Source organism: Capnocytophaga sp. FDAARGOS_737 (genome assembly GCF_009730375.1).
GTDB classification, from domain to species: domain Bacteria; phylum Bacteroidota; class Bacteroidia; order Flavobacteriales; family Flavobacteriaceae; genus Capnocytophaga; species Capnocytophaga leadbetteri.
This window is the reverse complement of the sequence record NZ_CP046316.1, coordinates 1213518-1233127: the sequence shown is the minus strand read 5'-3', so window position 1 is coordinate 1233127 and position 19610 is coordinate 1213518. Positions and strand designations below refer to the sequence as shown.

The following is a 19610-nucleotide window of genomic DNA, read 5'->3' as shown; positions in this document are numbered from 1 at the left end:
TAAAAACAATTACTATTAATATCATTAGGCAGCTTATTTTATTTGATAAAAAAAGTGTGATTTATTTTCATAAGTCGTTTTTTTGTAATAATTTTGAGCCGTAAAAATGCTAATATTTTTTGATTATGAAATTTTACTTTTGGTTTTTAGCCCTTTCAATGGCGCTTATTTCTTGTAAAAAGAACTCACAACAACTCACACCAGAACAGCAACAAGCCAAACTACAAGAGCAATTAGATTCTATTGCTAATATAAAATTTACTGAAATTGTAAAAGAAGATGTAGATACTTATCCTATTTTTAAAGGGGTTTGTGACTCTGCTACCACTAAAGCAGGGCAAAAAGAGTGTTTTGAGAAGACCTTTGCAGCTTTATTTCAAGAACGCCTGAAAAAAGACCCTTATGAGGTAACAGAACCTGTAACAGAACGTATTCTCCTAAATATAAGAGTTGATAATACTGGTAAAATAGTGCTGCTCGATATGCAGGCTGACGATCGTACTAGAGAGTTATTAAGCACTGAAAATGAGAGCTTTGAAGATTCGTTGCGCGCTAATCTTTCGGTACTTTCAGACAACGATGCTATCAAACCCGCTACTAAAAACGGACAAAACGTAAGCACTCAGTTTAAACTTCCTGTTGAAATAAACGTAAAATAACTCTTGGAACGTATTATTTTAGGTATAGACCCAGGTACTACTATTATGGGTTTTGGTATTATAAGGGTAGAAAACCAACAAATGAAGCTGCTACAGCTTAATGAGTTGCAGTTGAGCAAATACAACAATCACTACATAAAGCTAGGAGTTATCTTCAATCGTACTCTTGAGCTTATTGACACCTATCACCCTGATGAACTGGCAATTGAAGCCCCTTTTTTTGGCAAAAACGTGCAATCTATGCTGAAATTAGGGCGTGCCCAAGGAGTTGCTATGGCTGCGGGACTTTCACGTGAAATTCCTATCACAGAATATGAACCTAAGAAGGTAAAAATGGCAATTACTGGCAATGGGGCTGCTTCTAAAGAACAAGTTGCCAAAATGCTACAACAGCTATTAGGACTGAAAGAACTACCTAAACACTTCGATGCTACTGATGGCTTAGCCGTAGCAGTATGTCATTACTTCAATACTGGAAGGATAGAAAAACAGCAAAGCTATAGCGGTTGGGAGGCATTTGTAAAACAAAACCAAGACCGCATTAGTTAAATGTATAGTCTATACCTTCATATACCTTTCTGCCGACAAGCATGTCACTACTGCGATTTTCATTTTTCTACTACCTTAAAACGAAAAAGCGAAATGGTAGCAGTTCTTTGTAAAGAGTTGATAATGCGAAAAGAAGAAGCCGTTGGCTCTGAACTACAAACGATTTACTTAGGTGGAGGTACCCCTAGTATACTAACATATGATGAGCTAAAGCAACTCTTCGATACTATCTATAGCTATTATAAGGTAAGTCCGACAGCTGAAATTACTATAGAGTGCAATCCTGATGATTTTTTTAGGCTACATACCCCTGAGCAGTTATTGCAACAGTTGACGTCATTGGGAATTAACCGACTGAGTTTAGGAGTACAATCGTTTTTTGAAGAAGATTTGCGTTTGATGAACCGTGTGCATACTACCACACAAGTTACTACTTTATTGCCTATTGCCTCGCAGTATTTTGATAATATTACTATTGATTTAATTTATGGTATCCCAATGATGAGCAATGAGCGTTGGAAAGAAAATATTTATAAGGCACTTTCTTTTGAAATTCCTCATATTTCGGCATACGCTCTGACAGTAGAAGAAAAAACAGCTTTACATAGATTTATAGCCATAGGAAAAATTCCTCCTATTGACGACACTCAAGCTTATACTCATTTTCACACTCTAATAAATATTTTAGAAAAAGAAGGGTTTATACAATATGAGTTCTCCAACTTTGGTAAAGAAGGGTATTTTAGTCAGAATAATACAGCTTATTGGTTTGGCAAACCTTATATGGGTATAGGCCCCTCAGCACATAGCTTCAGTGGCTTCAAACGCAGCTGGAATATAGCTCATAATATTAAATATATACAACAAATTCAGCAAGGAATATTACCCCAAGAAATAGAAATACTCACTCCTGATAACAGGTATAATGAGCTTATCATAACGCGTATTCGTACTATGGTAGGTATTGATTTAGAAGAAGTAAATAATGTTTTTGGGAAAGAATATCAGCAGTACCTACTAACTCAAGCGAAGAAATATATTAGCAAAGGACTTCTATGTATAAAAGAAAACCATCTGAAAGTAACTAAAGATGGTAAGTTTCTTTCAGATGGTATAGCTTCTGATTTATTTAGGGTGGATAACCTCATCTAAGGTTTTAAAAGTAGGTTTCTGATTACCGTCTATGTGGTACTCTAGTAATAAATCGCCCCAGAGCTCTCCATCACTAAACTCACATATCACCCATTTTTCATTCAGTATTCTAATTTTGTTAATCAGAAATCTGCCATTGCTCTCTGATTTTATATAAGGATTCTTCTCCTTAATATTTAATTCCATTAAAGCGTTTATCACTATCTGTGATGGATTGACAATCTTTAAGTCCTCAAAATACTGCTGCGATAGTTCATTTGTCTCAAGACTAAAATTAAGAGCCTCATCACGCTCATCTGTTAGTTTTCTGATAGAATCTGTTAGTTTACTTATTATCTGGGCTGTTTCATTTAGTTGCGTTGCACTCATCTGAGGTTGAGAGTTATTATTGCAGCCTACTAAAAAACTCATTGTTCCTAATAAGGTAATAAAAAAATGTTTATTCATTATGAAAAGGTTTTTGTTCTTTCAAATTAAGTACTTTTATATGAGGATGAGTACGCAGATACTGATCTAATAGATGTCTGTTAATTAGCGTATTAGGCAGCGGTGTAATAATATTCTCTAAAAATCCTAACTGAGTGAGTTGATAATTTAAATGGAAAAAACCATAGCCTTTGATTTGCCCATCTACAAGCAGAATAACGCTCTTCTCTCCTACTCTCCTACCCTTATCAACTATAGCTAAATTTTGATGCCAAAAACCGTATTTATTTAACACTTTACTAGCACGTGCATTGTAAATCTCTACAGGTTCTCCATTGAAATCTACTTCATTCAGCTCAAATTCTGATGTTATTTTTTTAAGAAAATTCTTTGCTTGTGATTGTGTTTCAAAGGTTGTTATAATTTCTTTCTGAGTAGCCAATAACTCAATTGAAAAACACAGATACCCTTGCGGATTATAATGAGAACTAAGTATATACACTATCTCAGAAGGATTATGTATATTCCTACTATTGCATTTAGGCTTATTGAGCTGAATAACCTCTATTTCTTTCAAAGTAGCTATAAGCTCATTACCTGTCTCTTCATATGTTACTTTATAAGTATGCCGCTGCAAATACCTATCTCTTTTTGAGAGACTAGTAAACAGTTGGTTTACTCTCTTTTTAATATTTTTATGCTTCCCTATGTAAATAATCTTCCCCTCTTCATTATGCATATAAAATATGCCTAACTTTTCTGGTAGCTCATCAAGTATTTTCAGATGACGTGAGCTCATCTCTATGCGTACATCATTTTTTACTGAAGCAGTGATAATGGTCTTTTTAGTATCTTTTTCGAGTAAATATTTAAATAAATTGAGCGTTGCTAAAGCATCTCCTGAAGCACGGTGTCGCTCACTCATTGGTATACCTAATGACCGTACTAATTTTCCTAAACTATACGACTCTTTTTCAGGAAGGAGTTGTTGCGAGAGTTCCACTGTACAAAGAGTTGTCCTTATATAGTCATACCCTAATCGACGAAATTCTGTTTGCAATATACGATAATCAAAAGCTGCATTATGCCCTACAATAATAGTATCTTGTGTGATTTCTACAATACGCTTAGCCACCTCATAAAACTTTGGAGCATTTCTAAGCATCTTATTATTAATACCTGTCAATTTTGTCACAAAGTCTTGTATGGGGCGCTCTGGATTGATAAGCGAGATAAATTGGTCAGTAAGTTCGTGTCCATCAAATCGATAGATAGCTATTTCAGTGATACCTTCCTCATCATACTTTCCTCCTGTAGTTTCTATGTCTAATATTGCATACAAATAATATAGTTTTTTACAAAAAAAGCAAAGAGAAGGCAGTCCTTACTCTTTGCTTTTATAAGATAATTTAACTAATTAGCGAACTTCTTTTATACGAGCTTTCTTACCTGTAAGTCCTCTAAAGTAGTAAATACGAGCACGTCTTACTTTACCTTTCTTGTTCACTTCAATTTTTTGAAGGGCAGGCATATTCACAGGAAATATACGTTCTACACCTACTGTTCCTGACATTTTGCGGATAGTAAATGTAGCTGTTACTCCGTGTCCTTTGCGTTGAATTACTACGCCTTTAAAAAACTGAGTACGTTTTTTGTCTCCTTCCTTGATTTCATAGTATACAGTGATAGTATCACCTGCTGAAAAATCAGGAAAATCTTTTTTCTCAATAAAGTTGTCTTGTACGTACTTTAATAGTGGTTCCATAAAAAATTAGATAAATTATTGTTATCATTGGGCAACATTCACGACTCTCGCCAGAGGTTACTCCAAATCGGGGACAAAGGTACTACTTTTTTTTGAATTGACAAATAGTACATTCATTTTTATTTTATTTTCAGCTCTTATATACTTTCTTTGCAATACCTCTCCAACGATAATCTCTCACCCATCTCCCCTCTTCTTCACTAAGCAAATAGGGTTGTCGTTCTCTTTTAGCTTTTAAATAACCCCTCAAATAATCAAAAAACAGAGCTAAACTACGCTTTCTAATAGCTAATTTAGCAGCGGCAAGTAGTGTTAAGATTATACCATAGCGAAGTCGGTAAAATACACTCCCTTGCAAATATTTAGCATTACTTTTATAACCTGCTCCTGTAGGGCGTAAGTGTTTTACTTGTAGATTTTCATTAGTCTGTACCTCCCAACCGTGGTAACGTGCCAAAAGCTCGTCTGCAGTATCCCACCCCATAGCTGTTTTAAGTCCACCAATAGCCTCAAAACACGCTTTTCTATACGATTTTACCGCTCCGCGCAAGTGGTCTTTATTAGTAAGGTTCTCAAGTACCCAAGCATCACCTTGCTTTATATAGCAAAAACCACCGTACATTCCTAACTGCTGATTTTCACTGTAATGCATATTCATTACCTCAAAGTAGTTAGCGGGAAAAACCAAATCCGCATCATACTTACAGATAATATCTACCTCTTTTTTGAGGTAAGGAAGTCCAAAGTTAAATGTTTGCACTATTTTAGCCCCAGGTTGATGTTCTCCTTTCTCTTTGCGCTGCACTAACTGTATCTGAGGATGCTGAACTGCCATTTCGCTTACTAACTGAGCTGTATTATCGGTCGAACCATCGTCTACTACTATAATTTGATAAGGAACAACCGATTGATTTATAAGCGATTGCAGAGTAAGTACAATACTCTTTTCTTCGTTATAAACAGGGATAATAATTCCAAAGTTCATCAGTTTTTTGCGTTATCAGTTTCTATTAGCCCGTCTTTTAGCCGGATAATACGATGTGCATATTGGGCTATATCTTCTTCGTGGGTTACCAATATCACAGTATTACCTTTCTGATAAATCTCATCAAAAAGATTCATTATTTCATAAGAAGTTTTTGAGTCAAGATTTCCAGTAGGTTCATCAGCTAAAATAATAGAAGGGTGATTTACCAATGCTCGTGCCACAGCTACCCGCTGGCGTTGTCCGCCCGAAAGTTCATTAGGTTTGTGTAGCATTCGGTCTTCCAAGCCCACCATTTTAAGTACTTCTTTAGCGCGCTCGTGTCGCTTTTCACGACTTACCCCTGCATATACCATCGGCAAGGCTACATTGTCTAAAGCGGTAGTTCGCGGCATTAGGTTAAAGGTCTGAAATACAAATCCTATTTCTTTATTGCGAATATCGGCCAATTCAGCATCGCTCATTTTGCTCACATCCTTTCCATTGAGTATATATTCTCCTGAAGTAGGCGTATCTAAGCAACCTAATATGTTCATCAAAGTCGATTTACCTGACCCTGATGGCCCCATCAATGCTACATACTCGCCTTTTTCGATAGTTAAATTAATACCTTTTAGCACGTGTAGCACCTCTGACCCTAATCTAAAGTCGCGTTTAATATCTTTTATCTCTAATAGACTCATTTTTATTAGTGTTTTTTGGTTATAATCAATTAGATGACAACTCTCCCAATGCCTCAATCAGTTTTCCAAAAGCCTTAGCGCGATGACTGATGCGGTTTTTCTCGGCTGCCGAAAGCTCCGCAAAGGTCTGCGAATAGCCTTCTGGCACAAAGATAGGGTCATAGCCAAATCCATTAGTACCTACAGGTTCTTTTGTAATATACCCTTGCGCTATCCCTTCAAAAGTATGTACTTCATCACCCATACATAAAGCGATAACTGTCTTAAAATGGGCACTTCTGTCCTGTTGGGCTTCCATATTTTTCAGCAGTAGTGCTATATTGTCAATATCACTTTTTTGTACACCTGCATAGCGTGCCGAAAATACCCCTGGCGCACCTCCTAAAGCTGTCACTTCCAAACCTGTATCATCAGCAAACACATCATAATGATAGTGTTTTTTCACATATTGGGCTTTCAATAAGGCATTCCCTTCTATGGTAGCTGCTGTTTCTGCTATCTCCTCATTACAACCTATATCACTTAGGCTTAGCAACTCTATTGTTTGAGGTAATAAGGCTTGAATTTCTTTCAGCTTATGAATATTATGGGTAGCAAATACTAATTTCATCTTTCTAAAATGCTAAAAAGAGGTTACAAAAAACTATAACCTCTTTTCAATCTATGAAAACAATTAACTATTCTTTTTCTTCTTGCGAGGCTGTGTCTTCTGCTTGCTGTGTCTTCTGCAAGTTCTTCAGTTCACGCAGCTTGTTCTCCCAAGTTTTGAGGTTTTCTTTTTGGTTGTGAATGTTCTTAACCACATCGCGTACCAATGGGTTTTTCTCATCTATTTTTCCAAAGAAAGCCAGATTATTCTCTAACTGTAGCACCTCCGATTTAATTTCATCTATGCGGCGTTTCACAAAGAGCACTTCGTTGTTAAGCGAGTTTTCATTATCGTCATTAATAAGTCGTTCTAACTTATTGTTGTACTTAATAATCTCTATTTCTTGCTTATCAAAGTTAAGTTTTTTATAGAGCGCATCTATAATCTTGTGGAACTTAAGGTCTATCGATTTCTTTGAATAGGTGCTATTACCTATCTCATTCCACTGATTTACAAATTGTTGTAGGGTCTCTATTTCTTTTTCTCTATCAGTACCTAATTGATACTCTTTTAGCTTGTCTAAAAACTCTTTCTTTCGTTGCAAAGCATCTGTTGCCTTATTCTTAGTAGCTTGTACAGCCTCTGCATAACGAGAGAAATACGTATCACACGCTTTTTTAAACTCCTTCCATATTTTTTCAGTGTTCTTAAGCGGCACACTACCTATTTCTTTCCACTCCTTCTGAATATTTTTCATCAGATCGGTAGTGTTTTCCCAATCAGTACTATCTTGGTTAGCTTTAGCTATTTCCACTAAAGCCATTTTTTTAGTCAGGTTATCTTGTTGTTCTTTCTTAAGAGTCTTATAGAACAAATTCTTCTTCTTATTGAAAGAGCGTAGAGCTACATTAAATGCTTTCCACACCTCATCGGCTTGGGCTAAAGGCACTTTACCAATATTGAGGAATGATTGGCGTAACTCTTCTACCTGTTTAGTGAGTTGTTTCCAAGTATTGTGCGAGGTAACTTCTTTTTCGCTAATAGCCTTTATACGAGCTATAATATCGTTTTTCTTCTTCGCGTTTTCCTCGTATATCTTATCCAAATTCTTTAGGTAGAACTGACGTTTGTCGTGTATTTGTTTGGTCAGTTCACTAAATCGTTGCCAGATAGATTCGCGGTGCTCTTTATCTACAGGACCTATTTCCTCTTTCCACACACGGTGCAGTACTTGTAGCTCACGCGAAGCCAGAAGCGCATCTACATCATCTTTTACTAACTCTTCAGCGCGCTGAATAATCTTTTGTTTCTCTTCTAAGTTTCGCTTAAAATCTATATCGCGTAGGTCTTTACTTAAGTGGATAAAGTCATAAAAGTTCTCCACGTGGTGGTGATAGGTATTCCACAAATCTTCATACTCAGCATTCGATACAGCCCCCGCTTTGCGCCAACGTTCTTGTAATTGCTGAAATTGCTTAAAGGTAGTACCTATATGCTCCTCTACATTAATAAGATTTTTAAGTTCTTCTATAATCTCCTTACGTTTTTCGAGGTTTTCTTTGTACGACTTTTCTAATTCCTTATAATACTGATTGCGCTTTTCTCGATATTCGTTAAAAGCCGTATAAAATTCTTTATACACAGGATTTTCATACTCAAATTCGTAGGGCTCTCCCCCTTCGCTAAGGTACTCATCTCTTTTTTCTTCTACGAGTGCCTCATATTTCCTATCAAACTCTTCTCGTATCGATTCCACAGAGCGTCTGATAGACTGAATTTTATCGGTATGGAGCAACTTTTTCAACTCTTTGGTAAGTTCACTCAATGACATAGCTTCATAGTTCACCAATGAAGTTTCTTCTAAACCATTTTCCTCTACAGGCAAAGTATTTTTTTCCTCTGACATAGCTAAGATTTTATACTAACGATTATTAAAAAACGCTACTAAATTACAACAATATATTGAAACTCCTAATATTTTTTGTATTTATTTTTATTATTTTTCAGTGAGTATTACATAACTCTCTAAAAATCAAATCATAAGCAATACAAATATTTTTTAGCGTCCTCCTATTTCTCTTAATATTTTTATAAAAATATCTATTTCTTCCTTTGTATTGAAGTGCGAAAGCGAGAGTCGTAATGAGGGATATTGTAATTGCTCTTTAGGAAGAAAAGCCGATAGCACGTGCGAGGTTTGCACGCTACCACTCTGGCAAGCACTCCCTTTAGAACAAGCCACTCCTTTTAGGTCTAACTCAAACAGCAAGGTATCATTCTTCTCTTTCAGCGACGGAAATCCTACATTTACAATAAGGTAAGACGCTTTTTCTTCCCCTTCTGCTGAACATCCATTAAAAACAGCCTCTGCAAAATGTTGCTGTATTTCTTCTATCAAGTACTGCTTCAACTGCCTTACCTTATGGGTGGCCTCTTCCATCTTCTCACACGATTGAGTGAGAGCTGCAGCCATTCCTACTATATTGTGCAAGGACTCTGTACCTGCCCTTAGCCCTTTTTCTTGTGCACCTCCATATATCAGAGGGTGTAGAGTGATGCCCTTGCGTATAAAAGCAAACCCCACTCCTTTAGGTCCGTGAAACTTATGGGCTGAAGCAGTAATAAAATCCACCGGTATCTGCTGCAAATCTATAGGATAATGCCCTACCGACTGAACAGTATCTGAGTGAAAATAAGCCTTATATGCCTTGCAAAGCATTGCTACACGCTCTATAGGCAATATATTACCTATTTCATTATTGAGGTGCATCAGGCTAACCAATACTTTCTGCGCAGCGTGCTGTGCTAAGGCGGCTTCTAAGTCTGACAACTGTATCTCTCCCTTATCAGTAAGGGGTAAATAGACTATTTTTATAGAATATTCTTTTGCCAATGCTTCAAGCGTATGCAGCACCGCGTGGTGTTCTATAGCGGTAGTAATAACTACTTGCACACCTAAATCGCGAATACAACCTCTCAATATCAGGTTGTTAGCCTCTGTACCTCCAGAGGTAAAAATAAGCTCTGAAGGTTGTGCGTTTAGCCATTTGCTTATACGTTTGCGCGCCCCCTCTATCAGTACCTTTGCACTGCGCCCAAAAGCGTGGGTCGATGACGGATTGCCATAAGTATGTTGCAATACTTCTGTCATCTGGGCGAGTACCTCTGGGTACAGAGGAGTTGTAGCAGCATTGTCAAAATAAATGTTCATCGGGCTAAGAAATTATTACGCTTTGGCTTGAGGTGCGTTATTCTTATTGTTGTTATTTTTGTTAGGACGATTGTTTTTGTTGTTAGGGCGGTTGTTGTTATGCTTATTCATACCTCCCTTTTTCTGTTTAGAAAAAAACAACGATACTAACAGAGCTATCACTGCAAAAACAGCAGCTAACCAAAAAGCTCCTCCATCACAAACATTAGTATCAAAAAGAGGTGCAATAAATACCCCCGCCAATACGTATTTTGATACGTCAAATAAATAATCTGAAATTCTTTTTTTCATTCTTTACTTTTAAAATTTGGCGCAAAGATACAACTTTTTATCGGTATATAAAAATTTTAGTGGTGAAACGGAAATAACAGCGGCAATACTAATACCATTACTACTCCCATTATAATTTGCAGCGGAAGCCCCACTTTCACATAATCTATAAAAGTATATCGCCCTGCCGACATCACTAAGGCATTAGGCGGAGTTGAAAAAGGCGAAGCAAAACACATACTCGCCCCCACAGCCACCGCAAACAGAAAAGGCTGAGGCTGTAAACCTAATGATATAGCTGTTTTCATAGCGATAGGAGCCAAAAGTACTGCCGTAGCCGTATTGCTGATAAACATCGTCATTAGCGAGGTAGTGAAATACACTCCTGCCAAGAGTACATACGGACTCTTATCGCCCAGACTGCTCACTAAAGTATTAGATACTAATGCCGAAACACCTGTTTTTTCTAAAGCTAATGCCATAGGCAACATACCGGCAATCAATACAATACTCTCCCAGTTAATAGTTTTATAAGCGGCTTCTATATTGCGCAGGGCTCCAGAGATAACCATTAGTAACGAGGCGATAAGCACTGCCGTTACAGGGGCTATCGGTATAAAGTCAAACATCATCGCTACCACCATTGCTACCATTATAAGGGCAGCTATAGGGGCTTTGTGCGTCAAGGTTACCTTAGAGGCTTCTGCTAATGGTTGCCCTAATACTACTAGCTGACTCCGCTCGGCATCGAGCTTAGCAATGTGTTCCCAAGTACCTTGTACTAATAAAATATCGCCTGCGTGCATCTTCTCATCTTTCAAATTCTGAAGTATATAGCTATCTTTACGCTGAATACCCAATATATTCAGCCCAAAGTGCTCACGTAGCTTACTGTCTTTTATAGGCGAATTTACAAGTTTTGAAGCGGGCATAATTAGCAGTTCTGCTATGCCTATATCGTGAAAATGAAGTTCGTTAGGCAAACGCTGTTCAGGGTGGTGAGCATCCAAAAAACTCAAATGATTTTCAGCATTCATCTGTTCTATTGCGTCAAATTCACCGCGCAAATACAGTATATCACCTTCATTTATTACCGTATCAGCATTTACCACCTCTTGCGTGCCCGTCTTAAAAAACGGATTGTTAGTAGTCGATTTTCGCCTAATTTCTAATACCGAAATGTGGTATCGCTGCGATAGTTTTATCTCTTTGAGGGTTTTCCCTCTAAAAAGCGAGTTTTCAGGCACTAATACTCTATATAAGTTTTTAGAAAGCTGGTATTCACCCACCAAATCATGAAGCGATTTACCTCCTTTTTTAGTATCTGATTTCGAAGTTCCTTTCTTTGAGAGGAAAAATTTGCTGGCGGGTATAAGTACCAACAAACCTACTATAAGGCAGATGATGCCCACAGGGGTAAACGAAAAGAAAGTAAGTTTTTCATAACCGTTTTTCACCAGTTCCCCCTCTATTACCAAGTTAGGAGGTGTACCGATAAGAGTCATCATTCCGCCCATACTGCTGGCAAAAGCCATAGGCATCAACAGCCGGCTACTATTGATATTACCGCTCATAGCCATACTGACTACTATAGGCATCATAAGGGCAACAGTACCTGTATTGCTAACGAAAGCCCCTATAAAAGCCGTTACGAGCATTACTAATATCAGTAGTTTCACTTCGCTATCGCCTGCCAAACGGAGTATTTTGCTACTTATCATTTTAGCTAACCCTGTCTGAAAAATAGCCCCTCCTACCACAAAGAGCCCTATCATCATCACTACTACCTTGTCAGAAAAGCCCGACAAAGCCTCTTCAGGCGAAAGAATACCCAATAACACCAATAGCACTAAAGAGCACATCGCTACTAAGTCAGAGCGCACTTTGCCGCTCATAAAGAACAGCGATGAAACGAGTAATATAATAAGGGTAGCGTACATAATTTTACAGATTTGCTAATTTGCTAATTCCTTAATTTGTCATTGACAAATTTACCGAGTAGTTCCCTTCCTCAAAAACCACTGATATATGTTCTTGCAGCGAGGTAGAAAGCGAAATACCTTTAAAATCTGCTTTTATAGGATATTTCTTGTGGTTTCTATTCACCAAAACAGCCGTAGTAAGCTGTTTAAGAGGTACTTCTAAGAAGTGTTTCACCCCATAAATAAGGGTAAGACCAGAATTGAGTACATCGTCTACCACTATCACCGATTTATGGGTATATGCTTCAGGAGGTACTGAAGTAGTAATACCAGCCAACGGATTTTTCTTATCCATCATCACCTTGCAGAGGGTTACTTTCAGAGGGGCAATAGTAGCCAATACCTCGTTGAGTTTCTCAGCGAAGATAAAACCATTGCCGTTAATCCCTGCTAGTACAATCTCTTCTTCATTTAGGTGGTTTTCATATATCTGATAAGCGATACGCTTTATTTTACGTTCAATATCAAGATGGTTTAGTATCTGAGTCATCGTCTAAATAATTTTGTTAAAACAACGCGCCAAAGATACAAACTATATTTATAAAAAGCAAAAAAACTTTGCCAAAGTTTTACCTTCAGCAAAGTTCGTCTTTCGTATTTTGTCTCTTTTCTTTATTTACAGTATCAGCATCGCATCTCCGTAAGAGTAGAATTTGTATTTTTGTTCTACCGCCTCTTTATAAGCGCGCATTATTAGGTCGTGACCCGCAAAAGCTGATACCATCATCAATAGGGTAGATTTAGGGGTATGAAAATTGGTTATCATCGCATTAGCTACACTAAAGTCATAGGGCGGGAAGATAAACTTATTCGTCCAACCATCAAAAGGATTTACTAACCCATCTGCCGATACCGAACTTTCAAGTACTCGCATTACAGTAGTACCTACGGCACATACTCTTTTTTTCTTTTCTTTAGCAGCGTTTATAATATTAGCTTGGTCTACAGGTATATGTATCTCCTCGCTATCCATTTTGTGCTTCGATAGGTCTTCTACCTCCACAGGGTTAAAAGTACCTAAGCCCACGTGTAGGGTTACTTCAGCAAAGCTAATCCCCTTTATCTCAAGGCGTTTCATCAAGTGTTTAGAGAAGTGCAAACCTGCTGTAGGGGCTGCTACGGCACCCTCGTGTTTGGCGTAGATAGTCTGATAACGCTCTTCGTCTTCAGGCTCTACAGGGCGCGAAATATATTTAGGTAGCGGTGTCTGTCCTAGCTCTACCAAACGTTGTCTAAACTCCTCATAAGTACCGTCATACAGAAAACGAAGCGTGCGCCCACGCGAGGTAGTGTTGTCAATCACCTCGGCTACTAAGTCGCCATTTTCGCCAAAGTACAACTTATTGCCTATACGTATTTTGCGAGCTGGATCTACAAGCACATCCCAAAGACGCTGTTCTGCGCTGAGTTCGCGTAGTAAGAAGACCTCTATTTTAGCCTTAGTTTTCTCTTTATTCCCATAAAGGCGTGCTGGGAACACTTTAGTATTGTTAAGCACAAATACGTCGCCATCGTCAAAATAGTCGATGACATCTTTAAAGAGTTTGTGTTCTATTTTGCCTGTTTTTCGGTGTATAACCATTAGCCTTGCTTCATCGCGGTTTTCGCTTGGGTATTCAGCTAATAGCTCTTTTGGAAGATCAAAATTAAAGTTTGAAAGTTTCATAATATCTTTTTAAAATCCGAAGTACTCCCCTTCCTTGTAGTTATTTTCTCTAATAAAAAAGTCGGGATGACTGGACTCGAACCAGCGACCACACGCACCCCATACGTGTACGCTACCAACTGCGCCACATCCCGATTTTTATTTTTCGGCGGCAAAAGTACAACCTTTTTGCTAAACCACCAAATTTTTCATTTATAAAATTAACTCATCGACAAATCATCAAATTGTCAAATCGCCAAATTAGCTAATCGTCTTATTTCTTCAACCAATTATTCTCAAATTTGCAATTCCTATACTCGCCATTAATCGCTATATAGGTCTTTTCTATGTGCTCTTTCATCCATTTAGCAATAGCTTTTAGCTGTTTTTCTTTCAGTGCCAAATCTTGTATTTTCACATAGTCTTTAGTAAAATCAGCTTGGTGCTCCTCTATACGATTGGTTATCTTATAGATGCGATAGCTTTTCTTACCAGTGCGGTCTTCATCTAAGAAAGGCACTGACACCTCATCGTCTTTTAAGTCCGATATACGAGCGTAAAGACTCGGCTCTATACGGGTAAGTTCAAAACGAGATGATAGGTCTTCAGGGTTGATAAGCTGTCCACCGTCATTGCGGGTTTCTTTTTCATCAGAAAAATTACGAGCAGCCTCGTCAAAGGTAAGTTCTTTATTTACTATTCTATCGCGTATTTTAGCTATTTTCTCTTTAGCCTCATCAAGTGCCTCTTGGGGGATATCAGGCATTATAAGTATGTGGCGCACACTAACCTCTTTCCCTCTAATCTTGTCCATTTGTATGATGTGCCAACCAAAACTCGATTCAAAAGGCTTAGATATTTCGCCCTCGCGTAGGGTGAAAGCCACATCTTTAAACGCCTTGTCAAAAGCCGAATTACGGTTGAAAGTCAGTAGCTGACCTCCTGTAGCGCGGTCTTGCGAGTAAAGTATCGCTTTGGTAGCAAAGCTCATTCCGTTTTCCTCTACATCTTTCTTAATGTCGTTTAGTAGGTCTATTACCTTTTGCACAGCACTTGGGGGGGCTACTGGGTTCACCACTATCTGAGCTATCTCAAGCTCTGTACCAAAGTGCGGACGCTCATCGGCAGGTATAGCGTTAAAAAAGTTGCGCACTTCTTCAGGGGTTACCTCTACATCTTTCACTATCTGCTGACGCATACGTTGCGCTAAGGTATTCACTTTAAAGAGCGTAAAAAGCTCCTCGCGCATTGATTGCTCGTCGTCTTTTTTATAAAACTCTAATAGTTTCTTTATATCACCACCCAATTGTGCTGTAAGGTACTCTATACGTTGGTTTACCTGTTCGCGCACTTCAGCATCGGTTAGCTTCACACTGTCTTGCACAGCTTGGTGAGCGTAAAGTTTGTCCTCCATCAGCTTGCCAAGCATCTGGCAGCGAGTGATATTTTTTGTATCTACTTCTTGCTGTTTTAGGTCTATGTACGCCTTGTCTATATCCGATTCTAAAATCAAATAATCGCCTACTACAGCCGCCACGCCGTCTACTTTCTTGCGCTCAGACTGTGCCCAAAGAGGGGTAGTAAGCAACAGAAGTGCCAGAACTGATAAAATTTTTGTTTTATTCATACATTTGTTATTAACGTTAGTGTTATACTTAATCTTCATCTTCTTACGCAAAATATATGCCTAACTGCATTATACAGCCGGCAAAAATAATATTTATTTCATAAAAACGAAACTTTCTGCCTTATTTTATTTTGTTTCCTCCTATCAACCAGCCCACTGCAGGAAAGTAAAACAAAGCCGTTGCTGCCCACAAAATCTCATAGAAATAGGTGAATATATAGTACTGCCACCATACCGCAAAACCTTTATAGGCTATCAAAAGTTCTGTAACTACAAAGGCAAACAAAAACAAATATACCAACCACCGATTTACCTTATACACTTCTTCTAAAAAGAATAATAACCCTATTAAGATGATTCCTAAAAAGTTAAAATGCAAGTAAGCTATTAGCAAATCAATGTTTTGAAAAAGGTAAGGAGTAAGCTGCGGAAAAGCTCCTGTAAACATCATCAGCAGCTTTAGTATAAAAAGAGTCATAAATACCGTAGGCAACAAGCGCAAAGGCTTCGTCTTAAAGTACAGATACGCTAAGGTTGCTACGGCTCCCAACCATAATAATACCGAAAGTCCACCTAATATATAGTAAATAGGGTAACTAAAATAGCCCACCCACGAAATAAACAGCGAACCCAATACACCTGCCTGAAAAACGATAAACACACGCTTAATAAGGGTCGGATACTGCGCTTGCCAACCCATTTTATGCACTAACAACCCTATAAGACTGCTAAGCATCCAGCCGTTGTACTGAAAATGCAAGAAAAAAGCAATAGCACACATATACATCCCCGAAAACTTGCCAAACTTCACAATCGTCACAGGCATCATCCATATCCCTATGCTCGAGAGTATAAGATAGAAAATCCCCATTTTCACAAAAGGTGACGGCTTAACACTGTTCTTCAAAAAGAAATGCGCATAGAAATAAGTGCAGATAACAAAAACCGACGAAAAAGCGATAGACACAGCCCCATATCCCTGAAAAGGAAAGCTAAAAAGCATTCCTAATACCGAAATTTGGGTTACAGCAAACAAAATACGATAGCGAAACAGAGGTTTATGCCGTATTTTTACCGATAAATACGCACTATCAATCACCGTATGGGGCTTTTCCTCTTTAAACCTGACAAAATAGTGTAGCAAAAGGCTCGATAACAATCCGTATACAAAACCCAACAGAGCTAAATGCGAATGGGTATGCACTATATAGCGGTAATTGAACTCAAAAGGGTAAGTAACTACGCCTACCGACCGCATAAAAATGCCCAAGAGTACCGCAATGAAGAAGTAAGCAAAAGCCCAACGTATGTCCTTTGATATGTCTGGTTTAATATTCAAAAGTACCGTATTCACTCTTAATAGTTAAACGTTTATTATCAGAAGCCTCTACCCTACCGATTACCTTAGCAGGTACGCCAAACGACTCCGAGATAGCTATCAAATCAGCCGCTATAGCCTCAGGTACGTACAACTCCATACGATGACCGCAGTTAAACACTTGGTACATCTCTTTCCAATCAGTTTTTGATTCCTCTTGTATCAGTTTGAAAAGGGGCGGTACCTCAAAAAGGTTATCTTTTATAATATGAAGATTATCAACAAAATGCAGTATTTTAGTCTGAGCACCGCCGCTGCAGTGTACCATACCGTTTATTTGCGTATTGTCGTATTTTTCTAAAATCTTCTTGATGATAGGTGCATAAGTACGTGTAGGCGAAAGCACTAACTTACCAGCGTCTAACGGACTGCCCTCTACCCTATCGGTCAGCTGCTTAGTACCTGCATATACCAATTCTTCAGGCACTGAAGGGTCAAAACTTTCAGGAAAACTAAGGGCTAACGCTTTGGCAAATACATCGTGGCGTGCCGAAGTAAGTCCGTTGCTACCCATACCACCGTTATAAGCTGTCTCGTAAGTAGCCTGACCGTATGAGGCCAAACCAACAATCACATTACCCGCTTTTATATTAGCATTATCTATCACTTTGCTGCGTTTCACACGTGCTGTAACAGTAGAGTCTACAATAATAGTGCGCACCAAGTCACCCACATCAGCCGTTTCGCCTCCTGTTGAGTGAATATGCACCCCGTGGGCAGCCAATTCAGTTATAAGCTCTTCCGTGCCATTGATAATAGCCGAAATCACTTCTGCTGGAATTAGATTTTTATTGCGCCCTATGGTGGATGAAAGCATAATATTATCAACAGCCCCTACACATAATAGGTCGTCAATATTCATAATAAGCGCATCTTGGGCGATACCCTTCCATACGCTTAGGTCTCCAGTAGTTTTCCAGTACATATATGCCAACGACGATTTAGTCCCTGCTCCATCAGCGTGCATCACAAGGCAATACTGGTCATCGCCTGTCAGATAGTCAGGCACAATCTTACAAAAGGCCTTAGGGAACAGCCCTTTATCTATATTTTTGATAGCTTTATGCACTTCATCTTTAGCGGCAGAAACCCCGCGCTGTGCATAGCGTTTACTTACTTCCATTATAAGAAAATTTAGATATTGTTTTTTTCAGAGCGCAAAGATACTAAATAATTTTGAATTGCGAATTCTGAATTAGGTTTTAATACCTAACTCCTATATACTAAAACAATTCGCCCATTCCTCACGTTCCCCTACTTTTAGACGAACATTGACATCTGATTTGTAGACCTTCTCCTCTAAGAATTGTGCTATCTTCAGAGAATCTAAAGGCTTATCTTCTAAGAGATACTCACATTCTTCTACATACGAAAGCCAAGAAACATCTAAGTGAGTAGGGATACCTTTAGCTTCACCTTCTTCGGCATTTTTAAAAAGACCTGGCACTCCATCTCTTATTGAAAAAAGAGGAAAAGTGCAATCGTTTTCAAATATAAAAAAGGAATTTGTTGTCTATTAATTTCTATAATAGGATTTTGCTTCCCCCGCTGGCGCAAGCTTGCAGCTTGTGCCCAATTCAAAATTCAATTTCTCTTTTTCAAAAATATGCAACGTGTGATTATTATCTAAGATATACACCTTATTTTCTGAGACTTTTAAATCTCTAAGGCGAGTAAAACTATCATCTCTTTCCACTACTGCAATAGGTTCTGAAACATAGATAATTTCCTTGGTATTGATGTCTAAAACACCGAATCTTAAGTCATTAATAGAGCAAAAGTATAGTAAGTTATCTTGCAAAAAAGTATCACCACTAATATCATTCTTATTAAGTCCTGCTTTTTCTATCTTATTTTGCAGCCCAAAAAGATAAGGTATTATAGATTCTTTATTTAAGTCTATCTCAAAAAATCTATCAGCTTTTAACCCAAAAATCACACCTTTTTTAGTATCTAATTTAAAATCTGCACCATAGAAAATGTAATAGTCTTCATTGTCTAAATAATTTTCTACTATCCCAACAGCATTTTTCTTTTCTATTCCTAAAAAACGATATTTTAGTTTTCCCGTTTCAACATCTATTCCTATAAGTTCCCTTGCATTTAAGTATACCCAAAGAATATTGTTATATATTCCTATGAATTGTTCTACTTCATAATCTTTCTCTTCTTCTGAATATTTATATTTGAATTCACCAAATATTGAAAGAGGAAATTCCCAAAGGAAGTTGGTAGGAAAAATATGATAGCCTAATATTACATCTTTACTTGATGTAATGAGTACATCATTTGTATAAGTTTTTAAATACTGATAGTTTTCTTCAAGAATTATCTCCTTTACATTGACTAAATCATTTTCTAAAAGACAAATACTTCTGTTATATACTCCTCTTGATATTTTTACAGCATTAGCCCAAGCTATTAAATATTTGGAATTCTCATTTGCTATAAGAAAATAGTTACTTTTAATAATATTAAAATTTTCATTAATATAATAGCACCCCTTCTCTTCATCAAAAACTTGAATTAGAGAATCTGAAATCTTATAAATGCTAGTACCATCTATTCCTTCCATTAAGAGTGTATTGTCATATAACAAATTGTCGTTTAACAAACTATAAATTATTCCTTCTTTAAAAGGAATTACTTTATTTATATTTTCTTTTATTTCAATTAGAGAATACATAAA

At 37.7% G+C, this 19610-nt stretch carries 20 protein-coding genes and 1 tRNA gene; 3 read left to right on the top strand and 18 right to left on the bottom strand.

What is annotated here, in order from left to right; translation table 11 throughout:
* Nucleotides 1-125: 125 nt before the first annotated feature.
* The 3 genes from FOC45_RS05460 to hemW are packed head-to-tail and all read left to right on the top strand — an operon-like array spanning nt 126 to nt 2360.
* Complete coding sequence (locus FOC45_RS05460) at nt 126-659, top strand: hypothetical protein (RefSeq protein ID WP_009392857.1); 534 nt, start codon at nt 126-128, stop codon at nt 657-659.
* A gap of 3 nt (nt 660-662) precedes the next feature.
* Nucleotides 663-1208: a crossover junction endodeoxyribonuclease RuvC gene (gene ruvC, locus FOC45_RS05455; RefSeq protein WP_034540318.1), complete on the top strand. Its 546-nt coding sequence runs from the start codon at nt 663-665 to the stop codon at nt 1206-1208.
* Nucleotides 1209-2360, top strand: a complete 1152-nt coding sequence (gene hemW / locus FOC45_RS05450) for a radical SAM family heme chaperone HemW (protein ID WP_084063434.1) — start codon at nt 1209-1211, stop codon at nt 2358-2360.
* On the opposite strand, the gene FOC45_RS05445 is transcribed toward hemW, so the two are convergent.
* From FOC45_RS05445 to FOC45_RS12120, 18 genes are all read right to left on the bottom strand, one after another.
* Nucleotides 2334-2807 carry a hypothetical protein gene (locus FOC45_RS05445; RefSeq protein ID WP_009392863.1) on the bottom strand — a complete coding sequence of 158 codons (474 nt, stop codon included), beginning with the start codon at nt 2805-2807 and terminating at the stop codon, nt 2334-2336. The genes hemW and FOC45_RS05445 overlap by 27 nt on opposite strands.
* Nucleotides 2800-4128 carry an exonuclease domain-containing protein gene (locus FOC45_RS05440; protein WP_009392865.1) on the bottom strand — a complete coding sequence of 443 codons (1329 nt, stop codon included), beginning with the start codon at nt 4126-4128 and terminating at the stop codon, nt 2800-2802. Before FOC45_RS05440 ends, FOC45_RS05445 begins: the two co-directional genes overlap by 8 nt.
* A 75-nt stretch (nt 4129-4203) precedes the next feature.
* Nucleotides 4204-4551 carry a 50S ribosomal protein L19 gene (rplS, locus tag FOC45_RS05435; RefSeq protein ID WP_009392866.1) on the bottom strand — a complete coding sequence of 116 codons (348 nt, stop codon included), beginning with the start codon at nt 4549-4551 and terminating at the stop codon, nt 4204-4206.
* Nucleotides 4552-4681: 130 nt separating this feature from the next.
* Nucleotides 4682-5536, bottom strand: a complete 855-nt coding sequence (locus FOC45_RS05430) for a glycosyltransferase family 2 protein (protein WP_009392868.1) — start codon at nt 5534-5536, stop codon at nt 4682-4684.
* Nucleotides 5536-6219, bottom strand: a complete 684-nt coding sequence (locus FOC45_RS05425) for an ABC transporter ATP-binding protein (protein WP_009392870.1) — start codon at nt 6217-6219, stop codon at nt 5536-5538. Before FOC45_RS05425 ends, FOC45_RS05430 begins: the two co-directional genes overlap by 1 nt.
* 25 nt (nt 6220-6244) lie before the next feature.
* Entirely contained in the window at nt 6245-6829 is a 585-nt protein-coding gene (locus FOC45_RS05420) for a non-canonical purine NTP diphosphatase (RefSeq protein WP_009392872.1), read from the bottom strand.
* A 67-nt stretch (nt 6830-6896) separates the two neighbouring features.
* Entirely contained in the window at nt 6897-8714 is a 1818-nt protein-coding gene (locus tag FOC45_RS05415; protein WP_009392874.1) for a DUF349 domain-containing protein, read from the bottom strand.
* 153 nt (nt 8715-8867) lie between these two features.
* Nucleotides 8868-10019, bottom strand: a complete 1152-nt coding sequence (locus FOC45_RS05410; protein WP_009392877.1) for a cysteine desulfurase family protein — start codon at nt 10017-10019, stop codon at nt 8868-8870.
* Between the two features lie 15 nt (nt 10020-10034).
* Nucleotides 10035-10310 carry a DUF6722 family protein gene (locus FOC45_RS05405; protein ID WP_009392879.1) on the bottom strand — a complete coding sequence of 92 codons (276 nt, stop codon included), beginning with the start codon at nt 10308-10310 and terminating at the stop codon, nt 10035-10037.
* Nucleotides 10311-10366: 56 nt separating this feature from the next.
* Nucleotides 10367-12229, bottom strand: coding sequence for an SLC13 family permease (locus tag FOC45_RS05400; protein ID WP_009392880.1), 1863 nt, complete (start codon nt 12227-12229; stop codon nt 10367-10369).
* A 31-nt stretch (nt 12230-12260) separates the two neighbouring features.
* A complete protein-coding gene (locus FOC45_RS05395; RefSeq protein WP_009392882.1) occupies nt 12261-12761 on the bottom strand; it encodes a phosphoribosyltransferase family protein in 501 nt (166 codons plus the stop codon).
* A 126-nt stretch (nt 12762-12887) separates the two neighbouring features.
* Complete coding sequence (gene queA, locus FOC45_RS05390) at nt 12888-13937, bottom strand: tRNA preQ1(34) S-adenosylmethionine ribosyltransferase-isomerase QueA (RefSeq protein ID WP_009392883.1); 1050 nt, start codon at nt 13935-13937, stop codon at nt 12888-12890.
* Nucleotides 13938-13998: 61 nt separating this feature from the next.
* A tRNA-Pro gene (locus FOC45_RS05385) sits at nt 13999-14071 on the bottom strand.
* Between the two features lie 119 nt (nt 14072-14190).
* A complete protein-coding gene (locus FOC45_RS05380; protein WP_034540320.1) occupies nt 14191-15543 on the bottom strand; it encodes a peptidylprolyl isomerase in 1353 nt (450 codons plus the stop codon).
* Nucleotides 15544-15664: 121 nt separating this feature from the next.
* A complete protein-coding gene (locus tag FOC45_RS05375) occupies nt 15665-16813 on the bottom strand; it encodes a hypothetical protein (protein ID WP_155846683.1) in 1149 nt (382 codons plus the stop codon).
* 58 nt (nt 16814-16871) lie between these two features.
* Complete coding sequence (locus tag FOC45_RS05370) at nt 16872-18044, bottom strand: AIR synthase related protein (protein WP_009392892.1); 1173 nt, start codon at nt 18042-18044, stop codon at nt 16872-16874.
* 93 nt (nt 18045-18137) lie between these two features.
* Nucleotides 18138-18368: a hypothetical protein gene (locus FOC45_RS05365; protein WP_008623432.1), complete on the bottom strand. Its 231-nt coding sequence runs from the start codon at nt 18366-18368 to the stop codon at nt 18138-18140.
* 69 nt (nt 18369-18437) lie between these two features.
* Nucleotides 18438-19607 (bottom strand): hypothetical protein, encoded by a 1170-nt coding sequence (locus FOC45_RS12120; protein ID WP_009392893.1) that lies wholly within the window; start codon nt 19605-19607, stop codon nt 18438-18440.
* Nucleotides 19608-19610 lie beyond the last annotated feature (3 nt).